Annotated in this window: 16 protein-coding genes and 1 pseudogene; 2 read left to right on the top strand and 15 right to left on the bottom strand. The window is 62.0% G+C overall.

Features of this window, described 5'->3' with window-relative positions; translation table 11 throughout:
* The first annotated feature begins 57 nt into the window (after positions 1–57).
* Entirely contained in the window at positions 58–996 is a 939-nt protein-coding gene (locus JJC00_RS07335; RefSeq protein WP_200472007.1) for a LysR family transcriptional regulator, read from the top strand.
* Here the strand turns inward: JJC00_RS07335 and JJC00_RS07330 are convergent.
* The 15 genes from JJC00_RS07330 to JJC00_RS07260 all read right to left on the bottom strand — a co-directional run bounded on the left by JJC00_RS07330 (position 963) and on the right by JJC00_RS07260 (position 15,993).
* Positions 963–1,208: a DUF2274 domain-containing protein gene (locus tag JJC00_RS07330; protein ID WP_200472006.1), complete on the bottom strand. Its 246-nt coding sequence runs from the start codon at positions 1,206–1,208 to the stop codon at positions 963–965. The two genes, JJC00_RS07335 and JJC00_RS07330, sit on opposite strands and share 34 nt — an antisense overlap.
* A 6-nt stretch (positions 1,209–1,214) precedes the next feature.
* A complete protein-coding gene (locus JJC00_RS07325) occupies positions 1,215–2,429 on the bottom strand; it encodes a TrbI/VirB10 family protein (RefSeq protein ID WP_200472005.1) in 1,215 nt (404 codons plus the stop codon).
* On the bottom strand, positions 2,426–3,331 hold the full coding sequence (trbG, locus tag JJC00_RS07320; protein ID WP_433996515.1) for a P-type conjugative transfer protein TrbG: 906 nt from the start codon (positions 3,329–3,331) through the stop codon (positions 2,426–2,428). Before trbG ends, JJC00_RS07325 begins: the two co-directional genes overlap by 4 nt.
* A gap of 86 nt (positions 3,332–3,417) precedes the next feature.
* The gene (gene trbF / locus JJC00_RS07315) at positions 3,418–4,101 is read right to left on the bottom strand and encodes a conjugal transfer protein TrbF (protein WP_200472003.1); all 684 of its coding nucleotides are present in this window, start codon (positions 4,099–4,101) and stop codon (positions 3,418–3,420) included.
* A gap of 483 nt (positions 4,102–4,584) precedes the next feature.
* On the bottom strand, positions 4,585–5,805 hold the full coding sequence (gene trbL, locus JJC00_RS07310) for a P-type conjugative transfer protein TrbL (protein ID WP_200472002.1): 1,221 nt from the start codon (positions 5,803–5,805) through the stop codon (positions 4,585–4,587).
* On the bottom strand, positions 5,802–6,185 hold the full coding sequence (gene trbK-alt, locus JJC00_RS07305; protein ID WP_200472001.1) for a putative entry exclusion protein TrbK-alt: 384 nt from the start codon (positions 6,183–6,185) through the stop codon (positions 5,802–5,804). The genes trbL and trbK-alt overlap by 4 nt, the downstream gene beginning before the upstream one ends.
* Positions 6,185–6,916, bottom strand: coding sequence for a P-type conjugative transfer protein TrbJ (gene trbJ, locus JJC00_RS07300; RefSeq protein WP_433996491.1), 732 nt, complete (start codon positions 6,914–6,916; stop codon positions 6,185–6,187). The genes trbK-alt and trbJ overlap by 1 nt, the downstream gene beginning before the upstream one ends.
* On the bottom strand, positions 6,913–9,354 hold the full coding sequence (trbE, locus tag JJC00_RS07295; protein WP_200472000.1) for a conjugal transfer protein TrbE: 2,442 nt from the start codon (positions 9,352–9,354) through the stop codon (positions 6,913–6,915). The genes trbJ and trbE overlap by 4 nt, the downstream gene beginning before the upstream one ends.
* Positions 9,355–9,363: 9 nt before the next feature.
* Positions 9,364–9,627: a VirB3 family type IV secretion system protein gene (locus JJC00_RS07290; RefSeq protein ID WP_200471999.1), complete on the bottom strand. Its 264-nt coding sequence runs from the start codon at positions 9,625–9,627 to the stop codon at positions 9,364–9,366.
* The gene (locus JJC00_RS07285) at positions 9,627–9,968 is read right to left on the bottom strand and encodes a TrbC/VirB2 family protein (RefSeq protein WP_246774121.1); all 342 of its coding nucleotides are present in this window, start codon (positions 9,966–9,968) and stop codon (positions 9,627–9,629) included. The genes JJC00_RS07290 and JJC00_RS07285 overlap by 1 nt, the downstream gene beginning before the upstream one ends.
* Positions 9,965–10,885 carry a P-type conjugative transfer ATPase TrbB gene (gene trbB / locus JJC00_RS07280; protein ID WP_433996514.1) on the bottom strand — a complete coding sequence of 307 codons (921 nt, stop codon included), beginning with the start codon at positions 10,883–10,885 and terminating at the stop codon, positions 9,965–9,967. The genes JJC00_RS07285 and trbB overlap by 4 nt, the downstream gene beginning before the upstream one ends.
* Before the next feature lie 200 nt (positions 10,886–11,085).
* The gene (locus JJC00_RS07275) at positions 11,086–11,514 is read right to left on the bottom strand and encodes a CopG family transcriptional regulator (RefSeq protein ID WP_200471997.1); all 429 of its coding nucleotides are present in this window, start codon (positions 11,512–11,514) and stop codon (positions 11,086–11,088) included.
* A 6-nt stretch (positions 11,515–11,520) separates the two neighbouring features.
* The gene (locus tag JJC00_RS07270) at positions 11,521–13,503 is read right to left on the bottom strand and encodes a conjugal transfer protein TraG (protein WP_200471996.1); all 1,983 of its coding nucleotides are present in this window, start codon (positions 13,501–13,503) and stop codon (positions 11,521–11,523) included.
* 32 nt (positions 13,504–13,535) lie between these two features.
* A complete protein-coding gene (locus JJC00_RS07265) occupies positions 13,536–15,299 on the bottom strand; it encodes a relaxase/mobilization nuclease domain-containing protein (protein WP_200471995.1) in 1,764 nt (587 codons plus the stop codon).
* A 364-nt stretch (positions 15,300–15,663) separates the two neighbouring features.
* Positions 15,664–15,993: a hypothetical protein gene (locus JJC00_RS07260; protein ID WP_200471994.1), complete on the bottom strand. Its 330-nt coding sequence runs from the start codon at positions 15,991–15,993 to the stop codon at positions 15,664–15,666.
* A gap of 83 nt (positions 15,994–16,076) precedes the next feature.
* On the opposite strand from JJC00_RS07260, the pseudogene JJC00_RS07255 reads away from it, so the two are divergent.
* Positions 16,077–16,478: pseudogene (locus JJC00_RS07255) on the top strand (IS66 family transposase); the annotation flags it as partial.
* Between the last annotated feature and the right edge of the window lie 103 nt (positions 16,479–16,581).

The following is a 16,581-nucleotide window of genomic DNA, read 5'->3' as shown; positions in this document are numbered from 1 at the left end:
TACCGTATTTCAGCCCGCTCAACCTCCCAACCACTAGCGATCGCTATCTCAAGAAACATGTCTCACCCTGTCCAATCGGCCAATATCAGTCTACATCACTTGCGATCCGCGGTCGCTGCAGCCGACTGTGGAAGTTTTCGACAGGCGGCCGAATGCCTGGCTGTGCAGCATTCGGTGCTCAGTCGCTCGATCAGTCAATTTGAGCACCTGGTCGGAGTGGCTCTCTTTGACCGTTCGACCGGCGGAGTTGCGCCCACGCCGGCCGGGCGAACGATCCTGCAAATGTCGCGAATGATCCTTGAGCAGGTCGACACTCTGGTCGCAACGGGCCGCTCCAGCGGCCGCGGCGAGGCGGGCCATCTTTCCGTGGGTTTCTGCACCTCGATATCTGCAGGCAATCTACGTGCCACCCTCGCGGAGTTCAGGAAGCGAGCACCGATGGTCGCACTCACCACAGCCGAACAGTCGCGTACGCGTCTGATGGATTCTGTTCGCAGTGGCACGACCGATGTCGCTGTCGTGCCTGGAGGACGTACGCTATCCGGTCAGAAGAGTCTGCCGGTTTGGAGCGAACGCATTCTCGTTGTGCTTCCAAAGGATCATCCTCTGCTCACCCGCAACGTTATCTACTGGACCGATCTTCTCAACGAGACGGTTCTGCTAAGCCAACGCGATCCGGGAAGCGATATAAAAGAGCTGCTGGTTTCAAAGCTGGTTGCCAATGAGAGGCGGCCGAAGATCGAGCGGCATGATGTCAGCCGAGGTATCATCAAGAGCCTCGTCAGCTTGGGACTTGGAATAAGTCTGGTCCTTGAAGCTGACGTGGGGGCCAACTTCACCGGCGTGGTCTATCGGGAAATCCAGGACGGTTCTGGACCAAGCCGAATGGGCTTTAACGCGTACTGGCGTAAGGACAATGAGAACCCGGCGCTTACGCGCTTCCTGGATCTCTTGGCCGAACGCTATCCCTCACCGCCTTCAACGGCAGAGGGGTGACTTGAACGCCTAAGTTTTCGGAAACCACGATCGGTGGCCATAAACCGTGCCAGCATCGGCGCAATCAGCTTGGCGGGCTCTACAGATTGGCTCGATTCACGCGAGAGGGTCTCGGCATAGGCAACAAGCTCTCGATGCACGGACGCCGGCAGATCAAGACTGATCTTGACGGGCTTTTCATCTGGTATCGCTCCAATTTTGAGTTTTGGCATGTGCAATCACCCTTTATATGGCTCCAGAACGAGGTCACGGTTGATGTTGACGCGGATCGGAAACCCAGGTCGGACAGTGAGTGTGGGCTGGATGTTGAGACTGCGCCGAACCACTTGCTGTCCAGTTTGGTTGAGCGAATCCGATGCGCCATGTCGCAACGCCTGAATGATCGCACTATCGTTGGTGTTTGTGTCGGAGCCAGCTCCCAGTTCTGTGCCGACGGCCAGGAAGGTCGAAAGTGCGGCTGCCTTGAAGAGTTCGCCCCAGTGGTTGTCGACCTCGTCTTCAAGTCCTGCATACCCCGATGGATCCGCACCGGGTTGCCGCTCGAGGACAATGGAGCGCCCGTTGGGCATGATCAGTCGCGTCCAGACCAGCAACACACGTGACTGGCCGAAGCTGATCTGGCTGTCATAGACCCCTATGAGACGCGCGCCCTGCGGGATCAGCAAAAAGCGGCCCGTCGGCGTGTCGTACACGTGCTCGGTGACTTGTGCCGTGATCTGTCCCGGCAGATCGGAGCGGATCCCCGTAATCAGCGCTCCGGGAATGACCGTTCCTGCCTGCACCACATAAGGTGAAGCAGCTTTCGTGACTCGATCCGGACTCGTGGTGCGCCTGTCCACGGCGGCATTCACGAACGCAAGCTTCCGGTCCTGCGCATTCTGCGCAGATCCCTCCTCGTTGTTGAACCCCGGCGCAGCCAGGTTCGCGCGATCAACTGCTTGCCCAGTCCCTATCGGATTTGAGGCCTCTCGCGTATTCGTGGAGGCAAACAGACGGCTGATGCGCGCCGCCTCTGCCTCCTGGTTCTCCCGCTGCCGTTCCTGATCAGCCGAACCTGGCGCGGTACCGGCTGGCTGCCCCTGAGCAGCGAGGATCGGGCGGCCAAGATCGCCTGGAAGTGGCGGGCCCAACTGCGGCACCTGGCGTGGCACCTTCGCGTAATCCTGCGGAAGTGCAGTGATACTCTCCGCAACATTGTGATGATCAGTGCTGTAGAGCTCTTCTGGCCTGGGACCGCGTGCCTGATTTTTCTGCAGTGCCCAGAAGGTCGCCCCAGCCACAAGGAATAATGCGAGGGAGCTTCCGGTCAACAGGACCTTGCGCGAAAGGCGGGTCACGCGCGGGTATTCTGGCCGGAGCCGAAACAGCTCTGTCTGATCCTGAGACGGTCGCTGCGTGCCGGCCAGTTGTTCTTCATCCTGACGGTCGGTCATGTCGAGCTCCCGTCGGTCCGGACAATTCTGACCTTCTGCTGGTGCTCTCCGCCCAGGCGGAGTTCGGCGGCTGCGAACAGCCGATCGACAATCAGCAGATTGCCATAGGCCCGATAGTTGACGATCTCGGTCTTGCCGTCAGGGCCGAGGGCAAACAGGGGCGGCATTTCGCCCTGTACGATGCCTTGTGGGAATTCGATGTAGACCTTGCGACCATCATCATAGGCCGCGATAGGTCGCCAGGGAGCGTTGTCACCTTCGATACGGTAACGCAACCGGCGCTGCGTGATGTCGGGCAAAGCAGGTGTCAAAGGTGCTGATTGTCTTTTCCCCTGCCGATCTTGCGGGTAGTACCACGCAACCAACGGCATGTAGGGCTTTTCGCGCGAGCGAAGCTCAACCAGATAGGTGCGCCGATCCGTGTTGATGACGAGGTTCGTTTCGATCGACGCGCGCGTCGGCTTCACCAGGACATGGACGCGGCGGGTGTCCCCGCTTCCGTTCTCGGTATCACCGACGACCCAACGCACCGTGTCACCGGCCGCGATCGGGCCGGACCCGACCAGCTGTTCGCCCTCTTCCAGCGCGATGTCCGTGATTTGACCCGGCGCTGCATAGACCTGGTACAGGGCACCGGGACTGAAGCTGTAGATCTGCGCGGCGTTGAAATACCCGCGTTTGCGTGGCTGGACGCGAGCTGCGCTATTGGCCGCTTCGACCCTGTCGACCGGCTCGGCTTCCTCCTTTGCCCCCGATTTGCCGCCGAGCACCGGCTTCCAGGCGGGCGGGACGTGAAGCGGCCGGCTCCGATCATCGACATCGGCCGGTAGCGGCGGCAGTGGCGGCACGTCGGAGTCATAGGTGATTTGGGGCGGAATATAAGTCGAGCAGGCGCCTAGCATGCACGCGAGGACCGCGAGCACTGAAACGGCCGCCCTGCCCGATGACCCTGGAGAGACGCCGGTCGCCACTTGAGAGGATTGCGGCTTCATTGCCCGAGCTCCTTCGACCAGCTGATTGCATTGACGTAGACGCCGAGCGGATTCTTGCGCAACCGATCGGCATCGCGAGGGGGCTGAATGACGATCGTCAGAATGGCGGTCCAGCGCTCGGTTGAACCAAGTGATCCGTTCTCGTAGCCGCGCTCGACCCAGGCGACACGGAAGCTTTCCGTTGAGGCGCGGATCACGCTCGAGACCTCGACTGAGACTTGCGTCTTTCCGAGCCTTGCGAAGGGATCATTGCTCCTGGCGTATTCGTTCAGGGCGGCGGCCCCGCGGTCAGTGGTGAAGTCGTACGCCCTGAGCCAGTTCTGGCGCAGGACAATGCCGTCTGCTGGCAGACCGCGAACGTCCTCGATGAAGCGAGCCAAGTGATAGGCAATTTGAGCATCGCTGGGTTCGAAATCGGAGTTTGCGGGAGCTATTCTTTGGGCCTGGCCGAAACGATCGACTTCAACGACCCACGGCGTGATTGTTCCTTGGGTGGATTGCCAGACCAGCCCCCCTGCGAGGCCACACGAGAGCGTCAGGCAGCTGAATGCCATCAGCCGCCAATTTCGGGCCTGCACACGTGCCGAACCGATGCGCTCGTCCCACGCTTGCGCCGCCTTCTGGTAGGGCGTCACCGGCGCGGGCGTTCGCCCGTAGTGGACCGAAGACCTCTTGAACATCAGTCATTTCCCCAAGAAACGAAATTGAGACTTACATTTTGATCGATGGCCAGGCGGCGAGTGCGGAGGGTGCAATCACGTCGGTTGCTCGACGCGCACGACGCGTCTGAACACGCAAAGGCAGCGCGAGACACGGCAGGCCCTGCATTGCCGTCTGCGAACGCTCGAGCTCAAACCCCGGAGGTCCGGCAGCAAATGCACGAGAGGCAGCGTAAGGAAGGCGTCCGGCCGATCCTGCATGGCCGACATCTCGAACACTTGTTGCCTCTCGTGCAGTGGCGCTCTCACTGACGCGGACTGGTCATGCGTGGCCTGCCAGAGAAGCGCGGGCGTAAGGCTCAACGAGAGTGCTTGAGAAGCCAGCACCAGCGCTTGCCAAGCCTGACCATGCCAGGCGCGCCGACCAGGGCGCGCGCTTGAACCCGGCTGGTCAGTCCTGTGGCCATATCCGCACGGCTTCGCAGCAAACGGGCACTTTGACATCTAGCGCCCTCCGTCAGACAGGTCGATCGAGCTGCCACTTCCACCATGGTCTCCCGACCGAACGGCATGAGTTGCCGCCGAAACTCCATGGCTGATTGTCTGCGCGCGCTTCATGCGCTGCGCCCAATCCGGCGGACCTTCGCCCGAGCTGGCGCTGGTGGACCGGCTGCCGCCATGGATCGCCGCGGAGGCTCTGCGGAGCGGACTGACAGACGCTGAAGCCGCAGCCTCGGCAACACCACCTATGCCGCCGCTCCGGTAGGCGGCCGCCGCGCCGCTTGCGATGGCGCTGCCGCCCCGCGCCGCACCTGCGATCGCGCCGCCGGCGAGACCGACACCGCCGGCAGCCAGACCGGCTCCCGCTGCAGCCATCCCGCCGGCCGCAAGTCCCGTACCGACCGCGCTGCCCGCTCCGAGTTGCGGACCACCAGATACCAGTCCGTTCGCGATTCCGGGTCCAAAGATTCCAAGACCCAGAAGCGACAATGCGGCCAAGACCAGAGTCATGGCATCTTCGATCGTCGGCTGACCGCCATTGAAGCCGGAGGTGAACTGGGAAAACAAGGTAGACCCGATACCGACGATCACGGCCAGCACCAGCACCTTGATGCCGGACGACACGACATTGCCAAGGACGCGTTCGGCCGCAAACGCCGTCTTGCCGAACAGGCCGAACGGAAGCAGCACGAACCCTGCCAGTGTCGTCAGCTTGAACTCGATCAGTGTAACGAAGAGCTGGATCGCCAGAATAAAGAAGGCGAGCAGGACGACGGCCCAGGCGAACAGCAGGACCACGATTTGGACAAAGTTCTCAAAAAAGCTGATGTAGCCCATCAGGTTTGAGATCGAATCCAGGATCGGCCGGCCGGCATCGAGCCCGACTTGTGCAATTTTTCCAGGGTGAACGAAATCGCCTGCCGTAAGGCCCGTACCTGAGGCCTTCAATCCGAGACCGGCGAAGCTTTCGAAGACGATACGGGCGAGATTATTCCAATTGCCGATCAGGTAGGCGAAGACACCGACGAACAGAGTTTTCTTGACGAGCCGCGCGACGATGTCCTCATCCGTGCCCCAGCTCCAGAACACGGCGGCCAGGGTGATATCGATCGCAGCCAGCGTTGTCGCAAGATAACCGACCTCGCCGCCAAGAAGCCCAAAGCCATTGTCGATGTAGCGGGTGAAGGTCTCGAGGAACTGATCGATAATTCCCGTGCCCGTCATTGATCACCTCCCTCGGGTGACGCGACGGAGGGATCGCCTTGAGGCATTCGGCTCTGATCTTTCGGCGCTGACAGCAACGGCGAGCTGGCTCGATCGTTGACAGCGGGACCGGTCGAACTCACCCCTTGGCCGAAGAACCGGCGCCGGTTCTCCGCCCAGATCCTTTGGCAATCCTGATATGCCGCAGAATGCTCTGACGTCACAGTACGGCAGCGGGTGAGATCGGATTCCATGGTGCGGCTGGCCGTTGCGCTCGATGGCTTCGGACCCATGATTTTGTCCGGACCGCGTAGCTGGATCGTGCATGCGACGATGAGTGCCGCTCCGCCAATCACCGTGATAGCGAGCGACAATGCTTGGAATGCCTTTTGATCGCTCATCAATGAAACATCTGCACGTTGGAGGATTGATAACCCTGACCGCTCGTCAGAAAGCGCCGAAGCTGCTCGCGACCTTGGTCCTGAGCAGCGGCGCGTCGGGCAGATTCCAGAGATTGAGCCCTGCCCTGCGCCGCCACGGCCGCGGTCAAGTCGGCGAGCTGCTGCGCCTGGAGTGCGAGGATCTGGTTGCCGGCTTGCGTGGCCTGCAGGGCCCCGCTTGCACCCTGGCTTGAGCTCACCAGTGCCGAGGTCTGAATGCGGTTTGTGTCGAGATTTCCGACAACGCCGGCTTGCACACGAAGCGCGTCCTGAAATCCCGCGACCGAGTCCTGCCAGCGCGATTGCGCACCTGCGATCAACGCTGAATCGGATTGGCGTGCGGTTGCCGGTCCGTAGCTGGTGGCGAAGGCCCGATCGATCTGCTGCACGTCATAGCCGATGCGCTGGGCCTGGCTGAGAAGCTGCTGGGTGCGTTGAATCGAGCTCTGGAGCTGCTGCAGCGAGGAATATGGCAGGCTTGCCAGGTTTTTCGCCTGGTTGATCAACATCTGCGCCTCGTTCTGCAACGAGGTGATCTGATTGTTGATCTGCTGCAGCTCTCGTGCTGCGGTCAGGACATTCTGGACGTAATTGTTGGGATCAAAGACGATCCATTGCGCCCCGCTGGGCGCGGTTGCCAGCAGCGAGACAGCAACGATACTGATCGCCATACCGAGACGACGACGGTTCATTGCGACTTCTCCAGATTGCCGAGATTGGGAATGAGGTCCACGGCCCAACCGGCTCCGCGGTGCTGGAGCCAAGCAGGCACAAAGGCCTCGCGGCCGTGCTCTGTGAGCAATCGGTCGATTGCGGCCTGGTCTGTCTTGGATGATGCAGCCGCAAAGGCGAGCGCGACTTCACCGAGTCCGAGCTCGAACATGCGGTTGCCGCGGCGGGATTGGCAGTAGTAGTCCCGTTTCGGCGTCGCGCGGCTCAAGAGCTCGATCTGGCGATCGTTGAGCCCAAAACGGCGATAGATCGCGGTGATCTGAGGCTCGATCGCCCGCTCGTTCGGCAAAAGCAATCGAGTCGGGCAGCTCTCGATGATGGCAGGAGCGATGTCAGATCCATCGATGTCCGACAAAGACTGTGTGGCGAACACCACAGAGGCGTTCTTCTTGCGCAGCGTCTTCAACCATTCGCGGAGCTGGCCGGCAAAATCCGCATCATCAAGCGCAAGCCAGCCTTCGTCGACGATCATGAGCGTCGGCCTGCCATCGAGGCGATCGCCAATGCGGTGGAACAGATAGGCCAGCACCGCGGGCGCCGCGCCCGTTCCGATCAGTCCTTCGGTCTCGAACGCCTGGACCGACGCCTCGCCAATTCGCTCGAATTCTGCATCGAGCAGCCGCCCATAGGGCCCACCGAGGCAATAGGGTTGCAAAGCGCGTTTCAGAGTCGTCGACTGGAGCAGAACGGACAGCCCTGTCAGGGTCCGCTCCGGGAGGCGCGCTGAAGCAAGGGAAGTCAGCGCCGACCATAGATGATCCTTTGCCTCCGGCGTGATCTCGATCTTCTCGCGGGCAAGGATCGAGGCGACCCAGTCCGTGGCCCAGGCCCGTTCCGCCGTATCGTCGATCCAGGCCAATGGCTGCAACGCGACCGGCTCGGACGCAGCTTGCGACAGCGCGCCGCCGAGATCGTGCCAATCGCCACCCATGGCGAGGGCTGCCGCCCGGATTGAGCCTCCAAAATCAAAGGCAAAGACCTGAGACTGGGGATAGCGGCGGAACTGGAGCGCCATCAGCGCCAGCAGGACCGACTTGCCGGCACCGGTCGGACCAACCACAAGCGTGTGTCCGACGTCCCCGACGTGAAGCGCGAAACGGAAGGGAGTTGACCCTTCCGTCTTGCCAAAAAGTAGGGGTGGAGCCTTGAAATGGTGATCCCGCGCCTCGCCAGCCCACACGGCCGACAGCGGAATCATGTGAGCAAGGTTGAGAGTCGATATCGGCGGTTGCCGGATATTGGCGTAGACGTGTCCAGGCAGGCTGCCGAGCCACGCTTCGACGGCATTCACCGTCTCTATCATGCAGGTGAAGTCGCGGCCCTGAACGACCTTCTCGACGAGCCGCAATCTCTCATCGGCCGAGCGCGCATCTCGGCCCCAAACGGTAACGCTCGCCGTCACGAACGCCTCGCCGACCTGGTCCGAACCCAGCTCCAGGAGCGCCGCGTCCGCATCCATCGCCTTGTTGTGAGCGTCGGTATCGAGAAGCGAGGAGGCCTCGTTGGTCATCACCTCCTTCAGGATCGCAGCAATCGACTTTCGTTTGGCGAACCACTGGCGCCGGATCTTCGTCAGGAGCTTTGTGGCATCCGTTTTGTCGAGCATGATCGCCCGGGTCGACCAGCGGTACGGGAAAGCGAGACGGTTGAGGTCATCGAGAATTCCGGGCGTGGTCGCTGTCGGAAACCCGACGATGGTGAGAACACGCAGGTGCGCCGCGCCCAACATCGGCTCGAGACCACCGGTCAAGGGTTGATCAGCGAGCAGCGCGTCGAGATACATGGGGATCTCGGGCACACGAACTCGATGCCGTTTGATCGAAATCGTCGAATGCAGGTAGGTCAGCGTCTCCTCGTCGCCGAGCCAGGCGCATTCGGGCATAAAGCCCTCGATAAGCTGCAGCACGCGGTCGGTTCGGTCGGCAAAGCCGGTGAGAACTTCCCGCGCGTCGGCACTTGGCGTGCGACTGCTGCCTTCATAAAGAAGCCGCTCCGCCCTCGCCGCATCCTCCGGCGGCGGCAGGTAGGCGAAAGTCAGGTAATAGCTCGAGTCGTAATGGGCGCCCTCTTCTTCAAACTGCGCACGGCGCTCGGCATCGACCAGCGCGGATGCGACGTCCGGAAATGTGTCCGGCGGATACACCCCTGCGGAATGGCGCTGCGCCTCCACGAAGACGGCCCAGCCGGATCCCAGACGGCGCAGAGCGTTGTTGAGACGACCGGCCACGGCCACGAGTTCGGCCGGGACCGCGCTGTCCAGATCCGGTCCGCGGAATCTGGCCGTTCGCTGAAACGAGCCGTCCTTGTTCAGGACGATGCCCGCGTCGACCAGGGCCGCCCACGGCAGGAAATCGGCAAGCCGCGTGCTTGATCGGCGGTATTCCGCGAGATTCATCATGGGAGAGCTCTAGATGTTGAGATGGGCTGGGACACGCAGGTGACGGCGCACCACTTCGACGAATGCGGGGTCTCGCTTGGCAGCCCATACAGCCGCCGCGTGGCCAATGGCCCAGAGCAGGAGACCGGCGATCCACAAGCGCAATCCGAGCCCAAGGGCTGCGGCGAGCGTCCCGTTAACGATGGCGACCGAGCGGGGTGCTCCGCCCATCAGGATCGGCTCCGTCAGAGCCCGATGCATCGGCGCGATAAATCCGGCGACGGGCTCGTCCATCACACCACCACGCCGCCGCCGAATGAGAAAAACGACAAGAAGAAGCTCGAAGCTGCAAACGCAATCGAAAGCCCGAACACGATCTGAATCAGCCTGCGAAAGCCGCCCGAGGTATCGCCGAATGCGAGCGTCAGGCCCGTGACGACGATGATGATGACGGCGATGATTTTGGCGACCGGTCCTTCGACAGACTGCAGGATTTGATTGAGCGGCTGCTCCCAGGGCATGTTGGAGCCGGCAGCCCAGGCGGGCGGACTCATAAACAGGACCGCACCCAGTGCGGCGATGGAAACGCTCCAATGCGGAACTGGGTTTCGATTGCTCATGTTTCGATTGCTCATGTGAAGTCTCCTGCTGGTGAAAGGCTGTAATCCCCGGCCGCTCCGAGGCCGTTGACGCGCGCGAGTTCGGCAAGCCGGCGCTCGGCACCGCGCCCGGACAGAACCGCAACGACGTTGATGGTTTCGGCGATCAGGGCGCGCGGCACGGTCATCACGGCTTCCTGGATGAGCTGCTCCAGCCGGCGTAAAGCGCCGAGCGCAGTGCCCGCATGGATGGTGCCGATCCCGCCGGGGTGACCGGTTCCCCACGCCTTGAGCAGATCAAGAGCCTCAGCACCCCGCACCTCGCCAATGGGAATGCGGTCTGGACGCAGTCGAAGTGAGGAGCGCACGAGATCCGAGAGCGAGACCACGCCATCCTTGGTGCGCAACGCGACCAGATTCGGTGCTTTGCATTGCAGCTCGCGGGTGTCCTCGATCAGCACGACCCGGTCACTGGTCTTCGCGACCTCAGCAAGCAATGCATTCGTGAGCGTGGTCTTGCCCGTTGATGTGCCGCCAGCGACCAGGACGTTTTTGCGTGAGGCGACGGCCTGGCGCAGTGCCGTGGCGTGATCGGCCGTCATGATGCCCGCCCTGGCGTAGTCGTCGAGCGTGAAGACCGCGACGGCAGGCTTGCGAATGGCGAACGCTGGTGCCGCGACGACAGGCGGCAACAGGCCTTCAAACCGCTCTCCGGTCTCGGGTAGTTCAGCAGAAATACGGGGCGCGCCGGCGTGGACCTCGGCTCCCACATGATGCGCCACCAGGCGAATGATGCGCTCGCCATCGGCGGCGGAGAGTTTTTCACCTGTGTCAGTCAATCCACTGGAGAGCCGGTCGATCCACAATCGGCCGTCAGGGTTCAGCATCACCTCGACGATCGCATCGTCTTCGAGGTAGCGCGCGATGGCGAGCCCCAGCGCGCTGCGGAGCATCCGCGCGCCACGCGAGATCGCCTCCGACTGAAGAGAATGGATCGCCACTGCCTGCCCCCATCGATCGAGGGCTAAAGCAGCGCCCTCGGATGGGGATGATTAGAAAAACCACCAACGACCTTCCTGCAACCAGACGATCATCTTCGTCGTAGTCTGGCGTAGAAAGAGAAAGGCCGGAGCAGCCAGCAAGGCCGGCGCAATCAGTTGGTGGAATCCTCGGGCGCTCCACGAACGATATCGTCCGGAATCTCCCGCAGGAAGCTTTGGCCCTTTTGCAGGCGGCGGCCCAATGTCTCGACGAAGCCTTCAAAGCGCTCACGTCCTTTGATCTGGGCGGCGGCCTGGGCTTCGTTCGGCAAGGGAGGCGTGATCGTCAACCAGAACCGAACAAACAGGGCCAACGTCTCGGCCGTCAGCCCGACATCCCGTTCAAGTCGCTGCACTTGGCGGGACAACCGGTCGAGACGGCGGGCGAACGCCGCCTCTCTGCGATCCACTCCATCGGGTGACAGAAACGAGACGACTGCCGCCTCGACGACGGCCGATCGCGAGAGGTTTTTGCGATCGGCAAGGTCGGAGATCTGCTTCAGAAGCTCCGGGGGGAAATACACGTTCATGCGGTTGCGCATGGGACCTCAGAGATCAATGCCGTCGTTCGGGTCAAGCGCCGCCTGGCGGGCCACGCCCCGCATCTGCTGGCGAAGAAGCCGAGCTTGCCGCACGGCCTCATCGTCGTCGTCCAGGACGGCAAACTCTTCTGTCGGCGTCACATCGGTTGTCTCTTTGACGATGGCGACGTGGTCAGGAAGCTCGGGTTCCCGGCGCAGACCGCTGTTGGCGGCATCGGTTTCGGACTCTTGTGTCTGGACGGTTGCGTCGTTCCGCACGGGGAGCTTGGGGCTGGACCAACTATCTTCCCGCGAAGACCGCCCCAGTCTGGCCGGCTCTGGCGGTGGGAGAATGCGCTCGGTAAGGCGTCTGTCTTCGTAGTAGCGCACCTTCTTGGCTCGGATCGGCGCCGTCCCGGCCACCATCACGATTTCGTCGGTCGGAGGAAGCTGCATCACCTCGCCGGGGGTGAGCAAGGCGCGTGCGGTCTCCTGCCGCGAGACCATGAGATGGCCAAGCCACGGGTTCAGCCGATGGCCGGCATAGTTCTTCATGGCTCGCATCTCGGTCGCAGTCCCAAGCGCGTCCGAAACGCGTCTTGCGGTCCGCTCGTCGTTTGTTGCGAAGCTCACGCGGACATGGCAATTATCCAAAATCGCATTGTTGGGGCCGTAGGCCTTCTCGATCTGGTTCAACGACTGCGCGATCAGGAAGGCCTTGATCCCGTATCCGGCCATGAAAGCGAGCGCCGACTCGAAAAAGTCGAGACGTCCAAGGGCTGGGAACTCGTCCAGCATCACCAGGAGGCGGTGGCGCCGGTTCTTGGCTTGCAGATCTTCGGTGATGCGACGGCCAATTTGATTGAGCACGAGACGTATGAGCGGCTTCGTCCGGGAGATGTCGGACGGAGGCACGACAAGATAAAGCGTCGTGGGACGAGCATCGGCAATCAGGTCCGAGATCCGCCAGTCACATCGGCTTGTCACCTGGGCCACCACCGGATCCCGATAGAGTCCAAGAAACGACATCGCGGTCGAGAGCACGCCAGAACGCTCGTTCTCGGACTTGTTCAGCAGTTCTCGCGCGGTTGAGGCGACAACCGGATGTGGACCCTGCTCACCGAGATGCGAGCTTGTCATCATTGCCTTGAGCGTGACCTCGATTGGGCGCTTCGGGTCCGACAAAAAGGCCGCGACCCCGGCGAGCGTCTTGTCGGGCTCTGCATAGAGGACGTGCAGGATGGCACCGACAAGCAGCGAGTGGCTGGTCTTCTCCCAGTGATTCCGCTTGTCGAGCGACCCTTCCGGATCGACCAGCACGTCCGCAACATTCTGGACGTCCCGAACCTCCCATTCGCCGCGGCGTACTTCGAGAAGTGGATTGTAGGCAGACGATTTTGGATTGGTCGGATCGAACAGCAACACCCGGCCATGTCGGGACCGAAACCCGGCCGTGAGCTGCCAGTTCTCGCCCTTGATGTCGTGCACGATTGCCGAGTCTGGCCACGTGAGGAGGGAAGGAACGACAAGACCAACGCCCTTACCGGACCGGGTCGGCGCAAAGCAGAGCACATGCTCTGGTCCGTTGTGGCGCAGGTAATCCTCCGCCAACCTGCCAAGCACGACTCCGTCCCCACCCAAAAGTCCGGCCGCCTGCACCTCGCGCGGATCGGCCCACCGCGCCGAGCCGTAGGTCTGGACATTCTTGGCCTCGCGCGCCCGCCAGACCGACATGCCGATCGCGACCGCGATCGAAACGAAGGTCCCTGCGGCCACGATGAATGCACCCTCGACAAAGACCTGAGGGGCATAGGCGTCGTAGACGAACCACCACCAAAAGAAGATGGGCGGGTAATAGAGCTTGAAGCCCGACAACGCGAACCACGGCCGCCCTAGCTCCGGCTGATAGGCGAGCCGCCAGGCTGTCCACTCGGTCGCTCCCCAGATCGCCAGCAAGACGATCAGGCCGACGACAATCACCTGTCCCCAGAGGATCTTGGTTCCGGACATCCCGAATACCTTTCGAGCAATTGACAAAACAGCTACAGGCTGAGGTCGCGCTTCCGGCCGAAGCTCCATTCGATCCCGCCGCCCTCCTTCGCGGTGCCGGCAACGTGCTGGCCCAAGCTTTTCTCGAGCTCGCGCGACCAGGGCACCAGCTGAAATCCGAGCCCGTCGTCAATCATGGCAAACCGCCCCGAGGCGAGCGTCAACCGCTGACGATACGTGCCCGCCACGTGCTCGCCGGTGGCGCCCTTCACGTGAGGCAGGCTGGTCTCCGCCGAGATTCTTGCTGCCACCTCGTCCAGCTCGCGTCGACGCAACGTGTTCAGGAGATCACGCTGGAAGGTGACGCGCTGGCCCTGCCGTACCGCCAGACCTTCCCGAACCAGATGCTCGATGCGAGCTTCGAGAGCGTCGCGCGTCTGGCGACCAAAGCCGCCCATGGCGAGGGGCATGGGGTTGGATTCAACCAACCGGTGGTCGAGCCAGGTGGCGCCTTTCGCGGTGACCTGCTCACCAAGATCGAGATCAGAACGGGCCGCAAGGACCAATGTCGGACGCGGATCATTGGCCCGACCGAAGCGCCGGACCTCGACGATACCGCCGACGGATGGCGCATGTTCGAAAGCTTCGATTCCCCGGAACCGGACGTGGTGCGCGCGACCGTCGGTTCCGTCGATCAGGGCGTAGGCCTCGCCGGTGAGCTCGTCATGCAATCCTCGATCGACCAGGCGCCCGACAATCTGGTACCTTGGCTGTTCACCTTCGACAACGTAGTCGGACACGCTGCGCGCTTCCCCACGCTCGGTAAAGGCGCGATGCATAGTCTTGATGATGTCGCCGCGCATGCCGAGGTCGCGAAGATTACGTTCAGCCTCGAGCCCGACCATCCACTCCCCTGGCGCAGCTGACGCAGCAAGGCCCATCCTCTCCAAATGCTGAAGGCGGCCGACCATCAGGCGCCGGATTTCGGGATCGGAGCTGCCCGGATTCTCAGGACGAAGATCGATATAGCCGGTTTCGTCGGCTGACAGCCGAATCTCCCGATCGAGCCGCGTCCATCGCTCTGCTGTGACTTCCCTCTCCAGCGAGTTGCGGATTTCATGCTCCGGTCTTGGACCAAGTTCGATGGCGACCAACTCCTCGGCACGTGAGCGCAGGCCGCGGCTGATGTAGTCGCGCGAGATCACGAGGTCTGCGCCTGTCTCATCGACGCCCCGAACGAGAAGATGGACGTGAGGGTTGTCCGTGTTCCAGTGATCGACGGCCACCCAATCGAGCCGCGTTCCGAGATCGGTCTCCATCTGCTTGGCCAGATCGCGGGTGAAGGCCTTGAGGTCAGTCATGTCGCTGGCGTCCTCGGGCGAGACAATGAATCGAAAATGATGGCGGTCGCCCTGGCATCGGTCTGCGAAGTCCACGCCGTCAGCTCGATCGCTGCCAGCATCGAACATCTCGGCCCGCTCGCCGTTCCGGGTTACTCCGTCGCGCTTGAGGTATGAAAGATGAGCCGTCAGCGGCGCTGAACGGAATGAACGTCCCTGGTGACGCACGATGCGCGCCTTCACCACAACGCGCCGCGTCGTGCTGAACAAGCGGCTGCGGCCAAAGGACAGCCGGCCGCGGCCAAACGTCGAGCGGCCATAGGCCGCAGAACGCCTGCCAAGCCCAACCTGACCCGACGTGTGTCCGGCTTTCTTCGCGGCACGTAGCACCTGGTTGATGAAGCTCTTCGGCTTGGGCGCGCGGGTGCTGCGGATGCGCCCGGGCCGAATGCGCAGATCGCTGTCGCCATTGGTCACTGCCAGGCCTCCGGGCGCTCAACAGCAGCCACAGTGCCGAAAACATCGTTGATTGCATTCGTGAAAACGCACGGCGCGGCACGCGCCCCGACCGACCGGCACGCCAGGACCCAAGCCATGTCAATGGCTTGCGGTCTGACCGGCGAGCCCCTTTTATCTCGCCGTCCTGCTGTCGTGTCGTAAGCGTCCGAATCCTGCACGACTTTCCAAGAGTGCGTTGTCGTTCCATTTCGGGTTCTCTGCTGCATTGGAGAATCTCCGGTGGGCCCAAAACATTTCCAGAACAAAGCCAGACGTGAATGGTGGTCGATCCACATCGAAGCCTGGCAGCGCAGCGCGTTTCGCAGAGGGCGTATTGCCGTCCTCATCGCTTAGACCAGGGGATGTTCGTGCGTTGGCTGAGGCTCTTGCTGGCGAGGAAGCTGCACGCAAGCTCACGAAATATCAGACGGAATTGCGCCGCGAAGGACAGAAAGCAGAACCGAGAATGACACTGCGGCAGCGCTTCTCGATCATCACGCGTGTGCGTGATCGCGGTTTGCAAGCGTTCTGGGCAATGCATGTCGACGCGATGAACTGGAGCGGAATGGGTGTACGCGAACATGCCGCTGCACTGTCCCTGTCGCCGTACGCGCTGCGCAAATGGCGCGACCGGTTGGATGCCGGCGAACTTGAAATCGACTGGCGCGCGCATCTTCACCCCTCCACCCGCCCGGTCGTTAGTACTAGTGCTAAGGAATCGTCCTCCGAAAGCAGCTTGAGAGAGCCTTCGAACGACGCTCCGCCCACGACAAGCCAATCGTTCAAGCATTGCATTCCTGGCTGGAGACGCAGCTTCCCCTCGTCTCTGGCCACAGCACGCTTGCCGAAGCGATCCCTTACGCGCTCTCGCGCTGGAAGGGGCCGACGCGATTCCTGCATGATGGCCGCATTGAGCTCGACACCAATCCGGTCGAACGCGCGATCAGGCCTGTGGCGCTCGGCCGCAAGAACCACCTGTTCGCCGGCAGCGACGGCGGCGGGCATCGTTGGGCTGTCGCCTGCTCGCTGATTGCGACCTGTAAGCTCAACGACGTCGAACCCTCCGTCTACCTGCGCGACGTGCTCCAGCGGATGGTCGACGGATATCCTGTCAAGCGTCTCGACGAGTTGCTGCCGTGGAACTGGCGCTCCCAGTGAGCGGCCGCTACCACCGTCTGGGCAAAGCCAGACGCCCGCCAAATGGCCAACCTGGGACCATAGGCAATTGCAATGGTCGTCTTTTGTAACGATATTGCCTGAT

This window comes from Bradyrhizobium diazoefficiens, assembly GCF_016616885.1.
In the GTDB taxonomy this organism is placed as follows: domain Bacteria; phylum Pseudomonadota; class Alphaproteobacteria; order Rhizobiales; family Xanthobacteraceae; genus Bradyrhizobium; species Bradyrhizobium diazoefficiens_F.
Note: the sequence above shows the minus strand (reverse complement) of the source record. Positions and strands in the feature narration are given on the sequence as shown.